This is a genomic window from Niveispirillum sp., from assembly GCF_017996735.1.
GTDB lineage: Bacteria > Pseudomonadota > Alphaproteobacteria > Azospirillales > Azospirillaceae > Niveispirillum.
On sequence record NZ_JAGOGJ010000038.1, the window covers coordinates 1 to 18815 of the forward strand.

At 64.7% G+C, this 18815-nt stretch carries 16 protein-coding genes, 1 pseudogene and 1 riboswitch; of the genes and pseudogenes, 10 read left to right on the forward strand and 7 right to left on the reverse strand.

Features of this window, described 5'->3' with window-relative positions; genetic code table 11:
* The 3 genes and pseudogenes from KBA48_RS14020 to KBA48_RS14030 form a co-directional block, all read left to right on the forward strand.
* A pseudogene (locus KBA48_RS14020) lies at positions 1–241 on the forward strand (hypothetical protein); the annotation flags it as partial.
* Positions 238–852: a YdcF family protein gene (locus KBA48_RS14025; protein WP_292907352.1), complete on the forward strand. Its 615-nt coding sequence runs from the start codon at positions 238–240 to the stop codon at positions 850–852. The pseudogene KBA48_RS14020 and the gene KBA48_RS14025, both read left to right, overlap by 4 nt.
* Before the next feature lie 78 nt (positions 853–930).
* Entirely contained in the window at positions 931–1719 is a 789-nt protein-coding gene (locus KBA48_RS14030; RefSeq protein ID WP_292907354.1) for a 1-acyl-sn-glycerol-3-phosphate acyltransferase, read from the forward strand.
* An 11-nt stretch (positions 1720–1730) separates the two neighbouring features.
* Here the strand turns inward: KBA48_RS14030 and KBA48_RS14035 are convergent, their stop codons facing one another.
* A complete protein-coding gene (locus KBA48_RS14035) occupies positions 1731–2066 on the reverse strand; it encodes a hypothetical protein (RefSeq protein WP_292907356.1) in 336 nt (111 codons plus the stop codon).
* A gap of 377 nt (positions 2067–2443) precedes the next feature.
* Between KBA48_RS14035 and KBA48_RS14040 the strand changes: the two genes are divergently transcribed.
* On the forward strand, positions 2444–3046 hold the full coding sequence (locus KBA48_RS14040) for an outer membrane beta-barrel protein (protein ID WP_292907358.1): 603 nt from the start codon (positions 2444–2446) through the stop codon (positions 3044–3046).
* 41 nt (positions 3047–3087) lie between these two features.
* Here the strand turns inward: KBA48_RS14040 and KBA48_RS14045 are convergent, their stop codons facing one another.
* Positions 3088–3651 (reverse strand): SH3 domain-containing protein, encoded by a 564-nt coding sequence (locus tag KBA48_RS14045; RefSeq protein ID WP_292907360.1) that lies wholly within the window; start codon positions 3649–3651, stop codon positions 3088–3090.
* A gap of 182 nt (positions 3652–3833) precedes the next feature.
* Here KBA48_RS14045 and KBA48_RS14050 point away from each other — a divergent pair, with 182 nt between their 5' ends.
* On the forward strand, positions 3834–4823 hold the full coding sequence (locus KBA48_RS14050) for a D-glycerate dehydrogenase (protein WP_292907362.1): 990 nt from the start codon (positions 3834–3836) through the stop codon (positions 4821–4823).
* Between the two features lie 73 nt (positions 4824–4896).
* Entirely contained in the window at positions 4897–5247 is a 351-nt protein-coding gene (locus tag KBA48_RS14055; RefSeq protein WP_292907364.1) for a tRNA-binding protein, read from the forward strand.
* Between the two features lie 13 nt (positions 5248–5260).
* Here KBA48_RS14055 and KBA48_RS14060 read toward each other — a convergent pair whose 3' ends face one another.
* Both KBA48_RS14060 and KBA48_RS14065 read right to left on the reverse strand, forming a co-directional pair.
* Entirely contained in the window at positions 5261–5848 is a 588-nt protein-coding gene (locus KBA48_RS14060; protein WP_292907366.1) for a bifunctional 2-polyprenyl-6-hydroxyphenol methylase/3-demethylubiquinol 3-O-methyltransferase UbiG, read from the reverse strand.
* Positions 5849–5858: 10 nt separating this feature from the next.
* Entirely contained in the window at positions 5859–6260 is a 402-nt protein-coding gene (locus KBA48_RS14065) for a DUF1428 domain-containing protein (RefSeq protein ID WP_292907368.1), read from the reverse strand.
* A gap of 149 nt (positions 6261–6409) precedes the next feature.
* A riboswitch (SAM riboswitch) is annotated at positions 6410–6489 on the forward strand.
* 66 nt (positions 6490–6555) lie between these two features.
* Here KBA48_RS14065 and metZ point away from each other — a divergent pair.
* Complete coding sequence (gene metZ / locus KBA48_RS14070; protein WP_292907370.1) at positions 6556–7755, forward strand: O-succinylhomoserine sulfhydrylase; 1200 nt, start codon at positions 6556–6558, stop codon at positions 7753–7755.
* Between the two features lie 356 nt (positions 7756–8111).
* Positions 8112–11303 (forward strand): isoleucine--tRNA ligase, encoded by a 3192-nt coding sequence (gene ileS / locus KBA48_RS14075; protein WP_292907372.1) that lies wholly within the window; start codon positions 8112–8114, stop codon positions 11301–11303.
* Positions 11304–11348: 45 nt separating this feature from the next.
* On the opposite strand, the gene KBA48_RS14080 is transcribed toward ileS, so the two are convergent.
* Together KBA48_RS14080 and KBA48_RS14085 are read right to left on the reverse strand one after the other, a co-directional pair.
* On the reverse strand, positions 11349–11681 hold the full coding sequence (locus KBA48_RS14080; protein ID WP_292907374.1) for a YnfA family protein: 333 nt from the start codon (positions 11679–11681) through the stop codon (positions 11349–11351).
* A gap of 6 nt (positions 11682–11687) precedes the next feature.
* On the reverse strand, positions 11688–12566 hold the full coding sequence (locus KBA48_RS14085) for a 50S ribosomal protein L11 methyltransferase (RefSeq protein ID WP_292907376.1): 879 nt from the start codon (positions 12564–12566) through the stop codon (positions 11688–11690).
* A gap of 292 nt (positions 12567–12858) precedes the next feature.
* Here KBA48_RS14085 and KBA48_RS14090 point away from each other — a divergent pair, with 292 nt between their 5' ends.
* Both KBA48_RS14090 and KBA48_RS14095 read left to right on the forward strand, forming a co-directional pair.
* Positions 12859–15105: a TonB-dependent receptor gene (locus KBA48_RS14090; RefSeq protein ID WP_292907378.1), complete on the forward strand. Its 2247-nt coding sequence runs from the start codon at positions 12859–12861 to the stop codon at positions 15103–15105.
* A gap of 133 nt (positions 15106–15238) precedes the next feature.
* Positions 15239–16351 (forward strand): alkaline phosphatase D family protein, encoded by a 1113-nt coding sequence (locus KBA48_RS14095; protein ID WP_292907380.1) that lies wholly within the window; start codon positions 15239–15241, stop codon positions 16349–16351.
* 6 nt (positions 16352–16357) lie between these two features.
* On the opposite strand, the gene KBA48_RS14100 is transcribed toward KBA48_RS14095, so the two are convergent.
* Positions 16358–18307 carry a tetratricopeptide repeat protein gene (locus tag KBA48_RS14100; protein ID WP_292907382.1) on the reverse strand — a complete coding sequence of 650 codons (1950 nt, stop codon included), beginning with the start codon at positions 18305–18307 and terminating at the stop codon, positions 16358–16360.
* Positions 18308–18815 lie beyond the last annotated feature (508 nt).

Consider the following 18815-nt stretch of genomic DNA (forward strand, 5'->3'; position numbering starts at 1 on the left):
GTTCCAGCGCCACATGCTGCGCCAGTCGCTGCTGGGCGGCGGCATCGGCTTCCTGCTGGCGCTCGCCACCCTCTGGGGCCTGGATCAGGCTGGGCGCGGCCTGGGGGCTTCGCTGCTGCCTGACATGGCACTGTCGCTGCGGGACTGGGCTTGGCTGCCGCTGGTGCCTTTGGTGGCGGCCCTGCTGGCGGCGCTGACGGCCCGCCTGACCGTCATGCGCGCGCTGGGCCGGCTGCCGTGAGTTGGCATATTGCTTCCCGGCAGTTGCGGCGGCTGATCCTGCTGGGATCGCTGCTGTTGCTGGCCTGGGCGGTGGGGCTGTTCCTGTTCGCGGCGTCGTTGCCGCGACAGGCGCCGGATGACGGGATCACCACCGATGGCATCGTTGTGCTGACCGGCGGCAGCGAGCGGCTGTCCGTGGGCTTCGATCTGCTGCGCGCGGGCAAGGGTCGCAAGCTGTTCATCAGTGGTGTCTATCGCGGGGTGGAGGTGCGCGAGCTGCTGGCCCTGTCGTCCAGATCGGGCAACGATCTGGAATGCTGTGTCCGCCTGGGCTATGACGCCGACGATACCGAAGGCAACGCGGTGGAAACCGCCCGCTGGATGGCGGAGGAGGGGTTCACCAGCCTGCGTCTGGTCACCGCCAATTATCATATGCCCCGCAGCCTCGTGGAATTCCGCCGCGCCCTGCCGGGCGTCACCCTGGTACCCCATCCCGTGACACCGCAGAAGGTGCGCCTCGATTCCTGGTGGAACTGGCCCGGCACGGCTGAGTTGATCGTCGGGGAATATAACAAATATCTGCTGGCCGTGGCCCGTGCCGCCCTGACCACCTCTCATCCCGCCTCCTGATGGGCCGCACCCTGGACAGGGTCCGGTCCTTGCGGTTAAGTGCTGCCCCGCACGCCGATCATTCCGGACCAGACGCGCATGATTTTCCTCCGCTCGCTGCTGTTCAACGTCGCCTTCTTCTCCTGGACGGCGGTTTACTGCTTCGCCATCGTCTGGACGCTGGTCATGCCGCGGCCGGTCATGCTGGCCATGATCCGCTTCTATATGCGCAGCCTGTCCGTTCTGGAATGGGTCATCATCGGCCTGCGGTACGAGGTGAAAGGCACCGAGCACCTGCCCCGTGACGGCAGCTATCTGGTGGGCGCCAAGCACCAGTCCATGTGGGAAACCATGAAGCTGCACCTCATGTTCCGCGATCCGGCGATCGTGCTGAAGCATGAGTTGATCTATATCCCGCTCTGGGGCTGGTACGCCTGGAAGGCCCGCATGATCCCGGTCAAGCGGGGCAAGCGCGGGGCGGCCATCGCGTCGCTGGTCCGGGGCGCCCGCGCCATGAAGGCGATGGGCCGCGAAATCGTGATCTTCCCCCAGGGGACGCGCGTCGCCGTGGGCGAGTATCGGCCCTACAAGGTGGGTATCGGGCTGCTTTATGAGGATCTGGGCGTGCCGCTGGTGCCCATGGCCGTGAATTCGGGTGTCTTCTGGGGCCGCAAGACCTTCATCAAGCGCCCCGGCCTGATCACCATCGAATTCCTGCCGCCCATCCCGCCGGGCCTGCCCAAGGATGTGGCGCTGTTCGAGCTGGAGGCGCGGCTGGAAAGTGCCAGTAACCGGCTGGCCATTGCGGTCGGCGGGGCCGCCACATTGAACCCCCATGCCGCCAGTCCGGGTGCCGCGATCACGCCAGAACCGGAAACGGGTTTGTAATCCGCCCCTGATCAGCCCCGGCTCTTGAAGCTACGCAACTGGGCATTGAGCTGCATGGCCAGGCTGCTCATGCGGTTAGTGGCGTCATTGTAACGCGCGGTAATTTCCGGCGTGAAATTGCCCTTGGCTTCTGCTTCCAGGCAGGAGAGGAATTCCTGCGTCTCCACGATATAGGCCTTCACGGCGTCCTGGGCCTGGTTCATCTCCGCCGCGGCCGCCGTGGCGCCATCCGGCACGGCGGGGGCCGCATTGATGGCGCAGCCGGCGGAGGCGGGCAGGGCCGACGCCGTCAAGGCGGCCAGCAGCAGGGCGGCGAAGGACAGGCTGGAGCGGGTCGTGGTCTTCATCTGCGGTCTCCTGACATCATGCCGCACGGCAACATGTTTTCTCTGATCTCGTGTAAAAACCATGCCACAGGCGTGACTAAAATCAATAGATCGAGCCTTTACTTTTGTGCATCGCAACCAACGCTAGCCATGCGCGAACATATGTAACAATCAGGTACGAATTATACTGATATCGGCCTTGATGAATCATATAATTATCGAGAATTTTATCGAACTGCCCTTTGCATATTTTATGAACATTTGATGATGCAAAAGGCGGCTGCAGGCCCCGCAAAATCGCGCCCCTCATCTGTTGTCGCACCCTCTTTCGCGGGCGCGGTGAAGGGCCTATCTGTGCGGCAGGGGCGATCATATGAAACCTGCAGGGAACTGTACTCGTGAAGACCAAACATCTGCTGGCGGTCGCCGCCATGCTTCTGACCGCCGTCGGCGCCGCCCGCGCCGAGGAGGGTCCCTATGTTGCCTCCTCCGTCGGCGCCTATATGGGCACCAATTACGACCATCATCTGCTGTGGAAGCTGCTGAAGGGCGATGCCGACAAGAAATTCAACGGTTCCCTGGCCGCCGGCTACCGGTTCGATGAGTTCCGTGTCGAACTGGAAGGCGGCTTCGGTCGTCTGGCCGATGTGGATCGCGGCACCACGGCGATCACGCCCGGTGCCGGTTTCCAGGCCAAGGGCGACCTGACCATGTGGACCGCCCTGGCCGGTGCCTATTATGACATCCCGGTCACCGAGACCTACCAGCCCTATGTCGGCCTGGGAGGCGGCGTGGCCGGTCTGGACAATAGCAGCGACCTGCTGGTCATCAATGAAGGCAGCCATGCCGCCGCCTTTGCCGAGGCCGGCCTGAACATGGCGCTTTATGACGGGCTGACCGTGGCGCCCGGCTATCGTTACCTGTGGGTCAATTCCAAGGGTGGCGGTGCGCGTAACCTGAGCACCCATATCGTCAAGCTGACGGCCCGCGCCAGCTTCTGAGCAAGGCCCCGATTCCCCTGGCCGGTTCGCCGGCCGGGGGATCAGTCATCGACCTCTTCATTGGGGTAGATGCCCCAGAAATCGGTCCGTTCCAGCCAGCCGTGATAGCCCTGGATCTCCACCTCGCACCATGTGCCCTTGCAGGAGACCAGCCGGCCCATCACGCCCGGCTCCGCCTGTGCCACGGCGGCGGCGGAACCGCTGGGCCGTTCGCGGACAGTGCGCAATTCCCCGGTGATCACCAGGGTGCGGCGGCCGGACAGCATGGATTGGTGGACCCAGCCCTGCGTGCCCTCCACATCGCGGATACGGCGCCAGGTGTCGAATTCGGCCGTGATCTCCACCGGCATGCCGGGGCGCACGAACACCCATTCGATCGGGTAGGACCGGCCGGGGCCGGTACGCACATTCACCTCTCCCGAGCGCAGCGACACGAAGCGCGGCACGGGCAGGCCGCTGCGCACGATCATGTCGGACCGGGGGTCGGTTTCCTGCCCTGTGGCGGGGCTGTAGGCCAGACCGGTGGCCAGCAGGCAGGCCAGCAGCAGACGGGTCCCGCCCGCCCTCACCGCCCCGCCCAGCGTCTTCGTCCCGGTTCGCAGCAACACACAGCCTCGCACGTGGCGGCCCGGTGATCCGGGCACCCAATCGTTAACGACCCTTTGTGCCGTACCCCGGATATCCGGGTCAAGCACCAGCGACCATCCGTCCCGCAACCCGCATCATGGACAAGGGCGGCCGTCGCTTGTACTGCTATGGCAACCAGCCCATGGGAGGATCAACGCACATGGCCGAACGCCGGAAGCCCCTGGTCATCGTCACGCGCAAGCTGCCGGACGCCATCGAAACCAGGATGATGGAGCTGTTCAACACGCGCCTGAACCTGGACGACCACCCGATGAGCCGGGCCGAGTTGGAAGAGGCGGTGAAGACCGCCGACATCCTGGTCCCCACCGTCACCGACGTGATCGATGAGGCGCTGCTGAACCAGGCCGGGCCGCAATTGAAGCTGATCGCCAATTTCGGCAATGGCGTCGACCATATCGACCTGCGTGTGGCGCGGGCCAAATCCATCCTGGTCACCAACACTCCCGGCGTGCTGACCGAGGATACGGCCGACATGACCATGGCCCTGATCCTGGCCACGGCGCGGCGCCTGTCGGAAGGCGAAAGGCTGGTCCGCTCAGGGCAATGGACGGGCTGGGCCCCCACCGTCATGCTGGGCTCGCGTCTGGCGGGCAAGCGTCTGGGCATCATCGGCATGGGCCGCATCGGCCAGGCGCTGGCGCGGCGCGCCAAGGCCTTCGGCCTGTCCATCCATTACCATAACCGCAAGCCCGTCCACCCGGAGGTGGAAGCGGAACTGGATGCCGCCTACTGGGAAAGCCTGGACCAGATGCTGGCGCGCATGGATATCGTCGCCATCACCTGCCCGCGCACGCCGGCCACATATCACCTGCTGAACGCCAGGCGTCTGGCCCTGCTGAAATCAACGGCCATCCTGGTCAATATCAGTCGTGGTCAGGTGGTGGACGAGGCGACGCTGGCCCGCATGCTGCAACGGCGGGAGATCGGGGCCGCCGGCCTGGACGTGTATGAGGACGAGCCCAATGTCGATCCCAAGCTGCTGAAGCTGGACAATGTTGTCCTGCTGCCGCACATGGCGTCGGCCACGCTGGAGGGCCGCATCGACATGGGCGAGAAGGTGATCGTCAATATCAAGACCTTCGTCGATGGCCACCAGCCGCGCGACCGCGTGCTGGAAATGATGTTCTGATCAAGGCTTGGCAGTCCCGCCGCACCGCAACATACTGGCCTCTTCCCAGAGGCCAGTACCGGAGCCGGCGCACATGGCGGACCCCGCCCCCGTCATCACCTATGACGATTTCCAGAAGCTGGATATCCGTGTGGGCACCGTCGTGAAGGCGGAGCCCTATCCCGAGGCACGCCGGCCCGCCATCAAGCTATGGGTGGATTTCGGCGCACCCCTGGGCATCCGCCGCTCCTCCGCCCAGATAACGGCCTATTATCAGCCGGAAACGCTGGTGGGCCGGCAGGTGGTCGGCGTGGTCAATTTCCCGCCCCGTCAGATCGGCAAGTTCATGTCGGAAGTCCTGGTCCTGGGCGTGCCCAGCGCAGAGGGCGAGGTGGTGCTGCTGTCACCGGATCAGCCGGTGCCGGACGGCGGCCGCATGTACTGACACCCTGCCCAAATTACCCGCTTATCAGCGCGGCGGGTTCCGGGTCGCCGTCCAGGTCGGGTGCGCGCCGCGGTGCGTGGATTGCGGCCAGCCGCTGCACAATGGCCGCCTTGGGGCTGGAGACCTCCCCCTGTTCGAACGCCACCACTTGCATCCCCTGTTCCAGGGCAAAACGCAGCAATTCCCCGTCCCGCAGCAGGAACGCAGGACTGGACGGCCGGCCGTGCCGCTGATTGCCATTGCCGAACGTCTCGTACAACAGCAACCCGCCCGGTTTCAGCGCGCCGACCAGGGCGGGCAGAAGCGGCCGATGCAGGTAGTTGGTCACGATGACGGCATCGAATCCGACCAGGGCCGGGGGCGGGCCCGCTTCCCCCTCCAGATCGGCCTGTAACAGGGTGACGTCCGGCCGGCCGTCCAGATCGTTGACACCGCGCAGGTCGATATCCACACCCATGACGCGGATGTCCCGGTCCAGGAAATGGCGCAGATGCCTGCCATTGCCGCAGGCGACATCCAGGATCGAGCCCCCGGCGCGCACCAGCGGCGCGAACCGCACGATCCAGGGGGATGGGGGGGCGAAGGGCAGAACGGGCGTCATGCGTACCGAATCATTGGGGCTGTGGGGCCGTGTGGGGATGGTCGCTGAAATCCCGGTCCCGGCCCATGGTGAAAAGGGGCTGGAACCCGCCCAGGATCAGCCGGCGCGGGTCGAACGGGATATCCCCTGGCGCGACATCCATGCGGGGGTCCTGATGCATCCTGGCCTCGGCTTCGTCCAGTGTCGCCTTGTCGGGCCAGATCTGCCAGCAGAAGACGATCTTTTCCCCCTCCTGCGCCGCCACGGCGCGGCGGAAATCCGTCTGCTTGCCGGCGGGCACATTGTCCTCCCAGGCATCGACGGTTTCCAGACAGCCATATTCCTTGAAGAAGGCGGCGCTGCGGGCCGCCCAGCGACGATATTCCTCCATCCTGCCCTCGGGCACGGGGATGACCAATCCACAGACATACATCGCATGGCTCCATCGCAGGCCGGTCGGAGATGCGGGCCGGTGCGACACAGGGTAGGGCCAAATGGCGGCGGCGGCCAGGGGGGCCGACCTGCGCCGATCCGGTTGCCATGCGCTGGCATGGCTTGACAAGAACGGGCCGGCGGGATTTAACCGGTTCGCGTGGTGATTTGGTGACCGGATTGCAGGCCACGTTCTAAAGAAGCTGCTAAAAGGTCGAAGCCATGGATCGTATGCCGCGAAGGGCGGCGCACCGGGCCTCGATCGAACCGGTCGAGGCTTGTGAAGGACCATGGCGATGAGCGACCTGCCCGATGACCTGAACCCCGCCACCTTGCTGGTGCATGGTGGCACCCGCCGCTCCCAGTTCGAGGAGACGAGCGAGGCGATCTTCCTTACCTCCGGCTTTGTCTATGGCAGTGCGGAAGCGGCGGAAGCCGCCTTCGTCAATGACGGTTCGCGCTTCGTCTATTCCCGGTTCCGCAACCCGACCGTGGCCATGTTCGAGGATCGGCTGGCCATCTATGAAGGGTTCCCGCGCTGCTTTGCCACCGCGTCGGGCATGGCGGCCGTGCATGCCGCCGTCTTCGGCCTGCTGAAGGCCGGCGACCGGCTGGTGGCCAGCCGCGCCCTGTTCGGCTCCTGCCTCTATATCGTGTCCGATCTGGCCAAGCGCTTCGGCATCGAAAGCGTGATCATCGACGGCACGAAGAATGAGGAATGGGAAAAGGCCCTGTCGGTCCCCACCAACCTGGTCTTCCTGGAAACCCCGTCCAACCCCTGCCTGGAAGTGGTCGACCTGGAACATGTGGTGCCGCTGGCGCACAAGGCCGGGGCCAAGGTGGTGGTGGACAATGTCTTCGCCACGCCTGTCCTGCAGAAGCCGCGCCAGTATGGCGTGGATGTCGTGGTCTATTCCGCGACCAAGCATATTGACGGCCAGGGCCGCTGCCTGGGCGGGGCCATCCTGTGCGATGACGAGGTTGCGGCCCAGATCGCACCCTTCCTGCGCCATACCGGCCCCGCGCTCAGCCCCTTCAACGCCTGGACCCTGCTGAAGGGTCTGGAAACCCTGGAGCTGCGCGTGAAGGCACAGTCGGCCAGCGCGCTGAAGGTCGCCACCTTCCTGGAAAGCCATCCGGCGGTGGAGCGTGTGCTCTATGCCGGGCTGGAAAGCCATCCGCAATATGCCCTGCTGAAGCGGCAGATGAAGGCCGGCAGCAACCTGATCTGCTTCCATCTGAAGCCGGTGAATGGCGATGCCAAGGCGGCAGCCTTCGCGGTGCTGAACGGGCTGCGCGTCGCCAAGATTTCCAACAATCTGGGCGATTCGAAGAGCCTCGCCACCCACCCGGCGACCACCACCCACCAGCGCCTGACCGACGCCGACCGCGCCATTGTCGGCATCGGCCCCGGCACCATCCGCCTGTCGGTGGGGCTGGAGGATGCGGACGACATCATCGCCGACCTGAAGCGCGGGCTGGATACGCTGGTGTAACGGGGAGCATACCGGCCGCCGTCGCCCCCCTCACCCTCCCAAACGCTGGCGCATTCGGGCCCCTCCCTCTCCCGCCAAGCGGGCGAGGGAGGAAACGATCTGTGCCCGACATTCCGCCCCTCTCCCACGAAGGTGGGAGAGGGAGGGGCCCAGGCCTGCCAAGGCCTGGGAGGGTGAGGGAGCGACGGTGTCGGAACGGGCACCCCCACCCGACCCGGCAACCCACCGGGCAGGCAGGCGTGCCTTGCGCGCCGCCATTCTGGACAGGGCTTTCCTGGATCGTTACATGAAAGGTTCCCAAGGGTGCGGATGGTGATCCGCGCCCTGTTCGGGCATTGCCAACGAGATGGTGTCCCATGACCGCGTCCACTGAAACCTTCCAGCCCTATCCCGCCGCCGAGCCCAATCCGGATTTCCCCCGGATCGAGGAAGAGGTGCAGCGGATTTGGAAGGAGAACGCGGTTTTCCAGAAGTCGGTGGATTTCCGCCCGCTGGAAAAGGACGGCAAGCACAACGAATTCGTGTTTTACGATGGCCCGCCGTTCGCCAACGGCCTGCCGCACTATGGCCATCTGGTCACGGGCTTCGTGAAGGATCTGGTGCCGCGGTATCAGACCATGAAGGGCCGCAAGGTCGAACGCCGTTTCGGATGGGACTGCCACGGCCTGCCGGCAGAGCTGCAGTCAGAGAAGGAACTGGGCGTTTCCGGGCGTCACGACATCCTGAAATACGGGATCGACAAGTTCAACGCCCACTGCCAGGTGTCGGTGCTGCGCTTCACCCAGGAATGGGAATATTACGTCACGCGCCAGGGCCGCTGGGTCGATTTCCAGAATGATTACAAGACCATGGACATCTCGTTCATGGAAAGCGTGATGTGGGCCTTCAAGCAGCTCTGGGACAAGGGGCTGGTCTATGAGGGCTATCGCGTTGTGCCCTATAGCTGGGCCGTGGAATCGCCGCTGTCCAATTTCGAGACCCGCCTGGATAATTCCTACCGCGAACGCCAGGACCCGGCCCTGACGGTCCGTTTCCGCCTGGACCCGCGTGACGGCGATGCCGGCGCGCTCGACATTCTGGCCTGGACGACCACGCCCTGGACCCTGCCGTCCAACCTGGCTTTGGCGGTCGGTCCGGAGATCGACTATGCCGTCATGCGCAAGGGCGATGACCGGCTGATCCTGGCTACCAGCGCCATCGGCAAATACGCCAAGGAACTGGAAGGGTACGAGCAGGAAAGCACGCTGTCCGCCGAGGACCTGCGCGGCCGCACCTATGAGCCGATCTTCCCCTATTTCAAGGGGTTGGAGAAGGCACACCAGATCCTGGTGGCGGACTTCGTCACCACGGGCGATGGTGTCGGCATCGTCCATATGGCGCCCGGCTTCGGTGAAGACGACTTGGCCGTCTGCAAGGCCCACGGCCTGCCCGTGAAGGTGCCGGTGGATGTGGCCGGCAATTTCACGGCGGAAGTGTCCGACTATGTCGGCCTGAACGTGATCGAGGCCAACAAGCCCATCATCCAGGACCTGAAGGCGCGCGGCGTCGTGCTGCGGCATGAGACGTACCTGCACAATTACCCGCATTGCTGGCGCACCGATCAGCCGCTGATCTACAAGGCGGTGAATAGCTGGTACGTGGAGGTTTCCAAGTTCAAGGACCGGATGGTCGAGCTTAACCAGCAGCAGATCAACTGGATCCCCGGCCATGTGAAGGACGGCTCCTTCGGCAACTGGCTGGCCAATGCCCGCGACTGGAACATCTCCCGCAACCGCTTCTGGGGCTCGCCCATCCCGGTCTGGCGCAGCGATGATCCCCGCTATCCGCGCATCGACGTCTATGGCTCGATCGAAGAACTGGAGCGGGATTTCGGGGTGAAGGTCACCGACCTGCACCGCCCCGCCATTGACCATCTGGTCCGCCCCAACCCCGACGATCCGACCGGCCAGTCGATGATGCGCCGCGTGGAAGATGTGCTGGATTGCTGGTTCGAAAGCGGCTCCATGCCGTTCGCGCAGCAGCATTACCCGTTCGAGAACAAGGAACGATTCGAAGCCGCCTTTCCCGCCGATTTCATCGTCGAATATGTGGCCCAGACCCGCGGCTGGTTCTACACGCTGATGGTGCTGTCCACGGCCCTCTTCGATTGCGCGCCCTTCCGCAACGTCATCTGCCATGGCGTCGTGCTGGACGAGGATAAGCAGAAGCTGTCCAAGCGTCTGCGCAACTATCCCGACCCGGTGGAGGTGCTGAACAACCAGGGTGCCGACGCGCTGCGCTGGTATCTGGTGTCCAGCCCCCTGATGGTGGGTGGCGATCTGGCCATGCCCAAGGATGCGCGCGGCATCGCGCAGGCCCTGCGCCAGGGTGTGCTGCCGCTGTGGAACGCCTACAGCTTCTTCACGCTCTACGCCAATATCGATCAGGTGAAGGGGCAGATCCGCGCCGATCAGAAGGGTCTGCTGGACCGCTACATCCTGGCCAAGACGCGCGAACTGGTGGAAGGCATCGAAGGGCGCATGGACGCCTACGACCTGCCCGGCGCCTACGCCATCATCACCGGCTATTACGACGCGCTGAACAACTGGTTCATCCGCCGCTCCCGTTCCCGCTTCTGGCGCGAGGCCGGGGAGGGCGATGGTCAGGACAAGCGTGATGCCTATGACACGCTCTATACCTGTCTGGTGACGGCGACCAAGGCGCTGGCCCCCCTGCTGCCGCATGTAACGGAGCGGATTTATACCGCCCTGACCGGTGAGGCATCGGTGCATCTGGCCGATTGGCCAGACGTGTCCTACCTGCCATCCGATCACGATCTGACCAGCCAGATCGACCTTGTCCGGGAGATCTGCGCGTCGGCCATGTCGCTGCGTGAGGCCAAGAAGCTGCGCATCCGCCTGCCGCTGCGCACCCTGACCATCGTCCACCCCGATGCCGACCGGCTGAAGGGCCAGTTCGATACCGTGCTGGGCGCGCTGGTGGCCGACGAGGTGAATGTGAAGCAGGTGGTGGTGTCGTCCGACATCAGCCTGGTCGGCACCCGTCAGTTGGCCGTGAATGCCGCTGTCGTCGGTCCCAAGGTGGGGCCGAAGATGAAGGAGGTCATGGCGGCCAGCAAGCAGGGCAAGTGGAGCGACAAGGGCGACGGCACCGTCGAACTGGCCGGTGTGGTGCTGGAAGCGGGTGATTTCGACATCCGCATCCAGGCCAAGGAAGGCACCCACGCCGCCCGCTTTGCCGGCGGCAAGGGCGTGGTTGTGCTGGACGTCACCGTGGATGCTGAACTGGAAGCCGAAGGCTGGGCCCGCGACTTCGTGCGTGCGGTGCAGTCGACGCGTAAGGATAGCGGCTTCCAGGTCACCGACCGCATCACGATCACGGCCCAGGTGCCGGACAATATTGCCGGTGCGTTGACCACGCATGCCGAGACGATCAAGCGCGAGACGCTGGCTCTGTCGCTGACGGTGAACCCGGCGGCCCTGCCCGATGGGGCGGTGTCGGTGGACCTGTCGGGCACGTCGGTGTCGTTGGTGCTGACCAAGGCCTGATCCCGGCCACCTGCGGGGACGCTGCGTCCCCGCAGGTGATGCCTGTCAGCTTGCCCGGGGGGCCCATAATATGGTCGCAGCCCCGATCAGGCAGAGCGCGGCCCCGGTGATGTCCCAGCGGTCGGGCCGCTGCCCCTCCACCAGCCACAGCCAGGCCAGCGAGGTGGCGATATAGACCCCGCCATAGGCGGCATAGGCGCGGCCCGCCGCATCGGCGGGCACGCGGGTCAGGACACAGGCGAACAGGGCCAGGCTGGCCATGCCGGGAACCAGCCACAGGGCCGACCGCCCTTCGCGCATCCAGGCCCAGAAGGCAAAGCAGCCGGCGATTTCCGCCAGCGCCGCGACGATGTACAGAAGGACGGTGCCGCCCGCCACGCGGCCTCAGCCCTTTTTCATCACCAGGGTAGACCAGTCGCCCAGACGGTAGCGCTTGATCAGGCGCAGGCCCTGGGCGCGGTGGGCGTTGATGACCAGCGGTTCCTGACGGTGCAGCAGGCCCGACAGGATACAGATGCCGCCCGGCATCAGATATTTGTCCAGGTCCGGCGACATCCGGGCCAGCGGACGGGCCAGGATGTTGGCGACGATCATGTCGAACTTGCCATGGCGGCGCACCGCCTCGGCGGCATAGCCGTTGGCGGCGTGCAGCTTCACCAGCTTGTGTACGCGGTTCAGGCGGGCATTCTCCGTCGCGATCTCGATCGACAGCTTGTCGATATCGACGCCGACCACCGGCTTGTGCGCCAGCTTGGCGATGGCAAACGCCAGGATGCCCGACCCGCAACCCATGTCGAGCGCGTTGCGGAAGCTGTTGCGCCCGCGCTGCGCGAATTCGGAAATGGCGCGCAGGCAGCCCTGCGTTGTCGCATGCTCACCCGACCCGAAGGCCATGGCGGCTTCGATCTGCAGGCCCAGCTTGCCCTTGGGCACGGGCTTCTTGTGGTGGCTGCCATGGATGAAGAAGCGCCCGGCCTCGATCGGCGGGAAGGACAGATAGGTCTTGGTCACCCAGTCGATGGGGGCCAGCGGTTCCTTGGTCAGTTCCGGTTCCGCGATGCCATGGGCGGCGGCCAGCACGGCCAGCTTCAACCCGATGCGGCTGGTGTCGGGTTCATTGTAGGAGGTGCATTCGATCAGCCACTGGCCGCCCTCCTGCAACTCGAATGTGGAGACGGCATCGACATGCGGCTCCACAATATCGGCGAAAACGGGAACCAGCGCCTCCGGCACCTCAAACGCGACACGCCACATCGGCTGCATGGAACTCTCCGCCCTTCGATCCGTCACAAACCAAACCAGTCGGAACTTTCTAGTAGCAAGGCGGCAACCCGGCAATGGCCCTTTGCGGCGGGGACATCTGCGGTAAATAAGGGCGTTTCCAGGTGAGATACCTTCCGTAAGGGAAGGAGCATGTGGCGCCGGGGTGTTTCGCAACCGCGAAACACAACCATCATCGCTTCGACGGAAACACGTCAAATCATTGAAATATAACAATGGTATCCGCCCATTGTGCGCCGCGGCAACCAAGCCGGCGGCCAAAGGGATGCCCATAATGAACCATCGTCAGCTTGTCCTGGGGACGGCGCTTGCCACCCTGTTCGCCGTTTCCCCCACGCTCGCGCAGACCACCGAACTGGCCGAGGCGTCGCCCCTGCTGGAAGAGATCATCGTTTACGGACGGGGCGAGGCGCGGCAGGTGCAGGGCGTGACCGCCGCTGCCATCGCGCTGGAAGCGCCGGGCACCAGCCCGCTGAAGGCCATCGAGAACCTGCCCGGCGTCAGTTTCCAGTCGGCCGATCCGTTCGGCAATTATGAATGGTCGGCCCGCATCACCATCCGTGGCTTCAACCAGAACCAGCTTGGCTTCACGCTGGATGGGGTGCCGCTGGGCGACATGTCCTATGGCAACCATAACGGCCTGCACATCTCCCGCGCCATCAGCAGCGAGAATGTGGGCGAGGTGACGGTGGCCCAGGGGGCGGGTTCGCTGTCCACCGCATCGACCAGCAATCTGGGCGGCACGGTGCAGTTCACCTCGCACAAGCCCGCCAAGGAGGCCGGCGCCTTCGTGTCCGGCATGTTCGGCAGCGAGAATACGGGCCGTGGCTTCGTGCGGCTGGAAACGGGTGAACTGAGCACGGGCACCGCTGCCTATATCAGCTATACCCGCCAAAACGCCGACAAGTGGAAGGGCGACGGCATCCAGAAGCAGGATCAGGCCAATTTCAAGGTTGTGCAGACGGTCGGCGAGGGCGAGATCAGCGCCTGGCTGAACTGGTCCGACCGCCGCGAGAACGACTACCAGGACCTGTCCTTGGCCATGATCGACCGGCTTGGGTACGACTGGGACAATTTCGCCAAGGACTGGGCCACGGCCCTGCGCGTGGCCGATATCTATAACGGTCTGGCCACCGGCCCGTTCCCCGGCAAGATCCAGACCGTGGATGATGCCTATTACGATGCCGCCGGCCTGCGCAAGGACACGCTGGGCGCCGTCAATTTCACCTATCCGCTGACCGACAGCCTGAAGCTGGACGTCACCGGCTATGGCCACCAGAATGACGGTCAGGGCCTGTGGTTCACGCCCTATACGCCCACGCCGGGCGGGGCGCCCATGTCCATCCGCACCACCGAATACAGCATCGAACGGTTCGGCGGCATCGGGCAACTGACGGCGGAGATCGGTGACCACACGGTCAGCGGCGGCTTCTGGTTCGAGGATAACGACTTCAACCAGGCCCGTCGTTTCTATGGCCTGAACCGCGCCTCGCCCGGCCGCTCCTCCACCCAGTTCCAGACGGGGCCGATGGCCACGCAATGGGAATATGACTTCACCACCAAGACCACGCAGTTCAACCTCTCGGACGCCTGGAAAGTCACCGACCAGTTGACGGTCAATGCCGGCTTCAAGTCGGTCAAGGTCGAGAATGAGGGCGCCACCGTGGTCGGCGCGGTCAAGAACGGTACGATCACGGCCAAGGACAATTTCCTGCCCCAGGCCGGTTTTGTCTATGAAATCAATGATGAACATCAGGTCTTCGGCTCCTATGCCGAGAATATGCGCGCCTTCGAATCGTCGGGCACCGGTGGACCGTTCAGCACCACGAAGGACGCCTTCGACAAGATCAAGGATGGGCTGAAGCCGGAAAATTCCCGCACCTTCGAACTGGGCTGGCGCTTCCGCGTCGACGGGTTCCAGGGCTCGGTGGCCGCCTATGATGTGCAGTTCGACGACCGTCTGCTGACGGTCACCGTCGGCTCGGGCATCCAGGGTCTGCCGCCGTCTTTGCAGAATGTCGGCGGTGTTTCCACCCGTGGCATCGAGGCCGCCGGCACTTACAAGGTGACGGACGACCTGTCGCTGTTTGGCTCCTACACCTACAATGACAGTTCCTATGACGATAACGTCCTGGACGGCGCCAACGTGGTTGCGACCAAGGACAAGACCGTCGTCAACTCGCCCAAGCATCTGCTGAAGGGCGAGGTCAGCTACGATGATGGCAACCTGTTCGGCACCTTGGGGGCCAACTACACCTCCAAGCGCTACTACACCTATCTGAATGACGGTTCCGTCGATGCCTATACGCTGGTGGAAGCCAGCGTCGGCTACCGGTTCGAGGGCAGCGACTGGCTGGAAGGGACGGAGCTGCAGGCCAACGTCACCAACCTGTTCGACAAGAAATATGTCTCGACCATCGGCTCCAACGGCTTCGTCAACAGCGATCCGACCGGGGCCGCGCAGACCCTGCTGGCCGGCGCGCCGCGTCAGTTCTTCGTCTCGCTGAAGAAGCAGTTTTAAGTTTTCGACGTCCGCCCTCTCAACGTCATTCCCGCCTGTGCGGGAATGACGGGGGGGAGCGTCATCATCTCTTTTCCCCTTTCTGAAACTGGGGCGGGCCGCCGGTCCGCCCCTTCTTTCGTCCGGAGGCCCCATGTCCCGCCCCCTTCTCGACCGTCGCATGCTGCTGACCGGGCTGGCCGCGACCCCGCTGGTGGCCCAGGCCGCTGGTGCGCAAACCATCCACCGCCTGCCCGAAACATCCATGCCCACCCGCATCGCCTTCGGCTCCTGCGCGCATCAGAGCAAGGACCAGCCGATCTGGGATGCCATCCTGACGGCCAAACCGGACCTGCTGATCCTGCTGGGCGACAATGTCTATCTGGACACCCGCAATGTGGAGGACATGAAGGCCAAATACGCCATGCTGGCCGACAAGCCGGGCTTCCGGAAGGTTCGCGACACCATCCCCATCATCGCCACCTGGGATGATCATGATTTCGGGGAAAATGATGCCGGTGCCGATTACCCGATGAAGGCGGAAAGCCGGAAACTGTTCTGCGATTTCTTCGGGGAGGCGCCCGACAGTATCCGCCGCACCCGGCCCGACGGCATTTATACCGCCTATGAATTCGGGCCCAGGGGTAGGCGTTTGCAGATCATCCTGCCCGACCTGCGCTGGAACCGCACCGCGCTGTCCACCATCGACATGGGCGGCAAGGAATACAAGGAATGGGCCACGGCCCGGCATGAGGCGGGGCAGACGGTTCCCGGCCCCTATGCCCGCCTGCCCGACGGGGCGGCAACGCAGCTTGGCGAGGCGCAGTGGCAATGGCTGGAGGGGCAGTTGGCCCGGCCCGCCGACCTGCGCATCCTGGCGTCATCGCTGCAGGTCGTGTCGGACTTTCCCGGTTGGGAGGCGTGGATCAACTTCACCCATGACCATCAGCGGTTGATCGAGGGCATCCGGGAGCGCAAGGCCAATGGCCTGTTCTGCATCTCCGGCGACACGCATTATGCGGAAATCTCGCGCTTGGACTGGAACGTGCCCTATCCGTTGTGGGACTTCACGTCGTCTGGCCTGACGGAGGTCTGGCCCGTGCTGCCCCCCAATGCAAGACGGGTGGGGGAGGCGTATCGCGCCCAGAATTTCGGCATGATCGAGATCGACTGGGCGGCGAAGACCGTGGCGGTGACCATCCGCGATGTGACCGGGGCCGAACAATTGCGCCAGACGCTGGCCATGGGCGACCTGCGCGCGGATTGAGAAGGGTCAGGCGTTCCACATGCCGTGGAACGCCTGTTCCAGATGGCGGGTGAAACCGGCCGCATCGCACAGGGGCGACCGGCGGACCTGCTCCCGCAGGTCCAGGCGCAGGCGGTTCAGCCCGTCCGGATCGCTGGCCAGCGCCGCCGCCCTGGCCACAAAATCCGCCGCGTCCGCCGCCACAAACCTGTCTTCCAGGCCCAGGACCCGCAGGAAACTTTCCCCGATTCGTCCGGCCCAGCGGTCGCCGCGCAGCGTCAGCGTCGGCACGCCCATCCACAGCGCCTCCGCCGTCGTGGTGCCGCCGCCAAAGGGGAGCGTGTCCAGCACGATATCGACCATGCCATAGGTTTGCAGATAGCGGGTGCGGTCGGTCATCCCCTCGAACCGCAGGCGGGCATGGCCGACGCCCTGTGCCAGGAATTGGGCGCGCAGTTCCTGACGCACGCCGACATCATCGAACTGCCGGGCCTTCAGGAACAGCCGCGCATGGGGAATGGCCAGCAGGGTGCGTGACCACAGCGCCACGGTTTCCGGCGTGATCTTGGCGCGATTATGGAAGGACCCGAACGTCAGGCTGCCCGTCTGGATCAGGGGGGCGGGCGTGACGTCCGGGGCATCGGCGGGCGGGGTGAAGCAGAGATAGGTGTCGGGCAGGTACCAGACCTTCTCCGTGTAGAATCCCTGTTCGGCGGGCGGCAGGACGGTGCGGTCGGCGATGATCCAGTCCATCTGCGGCACGCCCGTCGTGCCGAAATAACCCAGCCAGGAGACCTGGACAGGTGCTGGCCGCCGGATGAACAAGTGCAGTCGGTTGCGGTCGGTATGGCCGGACAGGTCGACCAGGATGTCGATCCCGTCCTGACGGATACGGGCCGCTGCCTCCGCATCCCCCATGGCGGCGATATCGACCCACCGGTCGGCCCCGGCGCGCAGCCGGTCGGTCAGCGCGTCGTGGCGGTCATTGTTGCAGTAGCAGGTGACATGCACCCGCGTGCGGTCATGTGCGGCCAGAACGCCTTCGATAAAATAGCCGACCGGATGGCTTTTGAAATCACCGGAGACATAACCGATGCGCAGGGGCCGGCCTGCCAGGGGTTGCCGTGCCGGTGGTGTCGTGTCCGGCGCGCCCGGTGCCTGCCGGGCGGCCCATTCCCGCGCGGCGGCCCGGAAATCGGCGGGCCCGGCGGCGGTGGTGTAATGCAGGGCCATCTGCAGGTTGCTGTCGGCCCCGGCATGGCCGGGATGGGTGGCCAGCACCTCCCGGTAACCGGCGATGGCGCGGTCGATATCGCCCCGTTCCTTGGCGTTGTTGGCCAGGTTGGACAGGGTGACGGGGTCGCGCCGGAAATGCAGGGCCATGGCGAAGCTGGCCGCCGCTTCCCCCAGCCGCCCCACCTTCTCCAGCCCCACGCCCAGATTGCCATGCGCCTGGGCATGGTCGGGCTGGCACTGGATGGCGCGGGCAAAGCTGGCGATGGCATCGTCCAGCCGCCCCACATCCATCAGCAGGATGCCCAGGTCGGAATGGGCGGCGGCCAGGCCGGGGTCGAGGGCGATGGCCCGATGATATTCATCCCCCGCCTCCTGCGGCCGGCGCAGCCGGTGCAGCAGGTTGCCCAGTGACAGATGGATCTCCGCATTCTGCGGCGATAGGCTGGTCGCCGTTTCCAGCGCCGCCTGCGCCTCGGCCATCCGGCCGTGCCGCATCAGGATCAGTCCCAGATTATGGTGGAACGGTCCGGCCGGGTGCAGGGCGATGGCCCGCCGGATATGGGCGATCGCCGCCTCATGCTCCCCCCTGCCATCCAGGATGGTGCCCAGCAGGTGATGGGCGTCGGCATTGTCGGGTTCCCGGAACAGCAGCGCGGTATAAAGCCGTTCCGCTTCGTCCAGGCGACCCTGTTGATGAAGCGCCACGGCTTCCGACAGGCTGCCGGGACGGGAATTGCGCATGATCGGGCCTGGGTCAGGAAGGGACGTGCCGTCTTTAGAGCAGTTCCGGCGGCTCCCCACAATCCTGCTTGCATGGTTGTCGCCGGCCCCGGAAACGAAAATGGCGGGCCGTCCCAACCAGGAGACGGTCCGCCATTTCTCGATAGCCTCTCGGCTTCAGCCGGATGGGCACAAGCCATGTGATACCGCACGGGGGCGGGGGCTTCGCCGCGATAAATCCGGCCGATTGTCCGGCCGCCCGTCATCCGGGCCGGTCGGTTTTGGCGGGGATTGGTCCTGACTGCCCCCGTCATATGGAAAATGTGCGCCCGACCCGCCGTCCTGACAACGCCCAATGGCGTATGGTGCGGGGCGGTAAAATCCCGCTCACCGCATGGCTCGATGGGGCTTGGCAGAATCCCCGCTTTTCGCTACTGCATGCCAGCCCTTGGCTTGGCCCAATGTTCGGGTGCTTGACTATCGCCCCGCCGCGGATCACTTAATCGGTACCAAATTGGTCCTGTATTGA

Excerpts from the sequence above, each read along its gene's own strand:
- KBA48_RS14030 (WP_292907354.1), top strand. The coding sequence starts at position 931 with ATGATTTTCCTCCGCTCGCTGCTGTTCAACGTCGCCTTCTTCTCCTGG.
- KBA48_RS14035 (WP_292907356.1), bottom strand. The coding sequence starts at position 2,066 with ATGAAGACCACGACCCGCTCCAGCCTGTCCTTCGCCGCCCTGCTGCTG.
- KBA48_RS14050 (WP_292907362.1), top strand. The coding sequence starts at position 3,834 with ATGGCCGAACGCCGGAAGCCCCTGGTCATCGTCACGCGCAAGCTGCCG.
- KBA48_RS14055 (WP_292907364.1), top strand. The coding sequence starts at position 4,897 with ATGGCGGACCCCGCCCCCGTCATCACCTATGACGATTTCCAGAAGCTG.
- KBA48_RS14060 (WP_292907366.1), bottom strand. The coding sequence starts at position 5,848 with ATGACGCCCGTTCTGCCCTTCGCCCCCCCATCCCCCTGGATCGTGCGG.
- KBA48_RS14065 (WP_292907368.1), bottom strand. The coding sequence starts at position 6,260 with ATGTATGTCTGTGGATTGGTCATCCCCGTGCCCGAGGGCAGGATGGAG.
- metZ (WP_292907370.1), top strand. The coding sequence starts at position 6,556 with ATGAGCGACCTGCCCGATGACCTGAACCCCGCCACCTTGCTGGTGCAT.
- ileS (WP_292907372.1), top strand. The coding sequence starts at position 8,112 with ATGACCGCGTCCACTGAAACCTTCCAGCCCTATCCCGCCGCCGAGCCC.
- KBA48_RS14085 (WP_292907376.1), bottom strand. The coding sequence starts at position 12,566 with ATGCAGCCGATGTGGCGTGTCGCGTTTGAGGTGCCGGAGGCGCTGGTT.
- KBA48_RS14090 (WP_292907378.1), top strand. The coding sequence starts at position 12,859 with ATGAACCATCGTCAGCTTGTCCTGGGGACGGCGCTTGCCACCCTGTTC.
- KBA48_RS14095 (WP_292907380.1), top strand. The coding sequence starts at position 15,239 with ATGTCCCGCCCCCTTCTCGACCGTCGCATGCTGCTGACCGGGCTGGCC.
- KBA48_RS14100 (WP_292907382.1), bottom strand. The coding sequence starts at position 18,307 with ATGCGCAATTCCCGTCCCGGCAGCCTGTCGGAAGCCGTGGCGCTTCAT.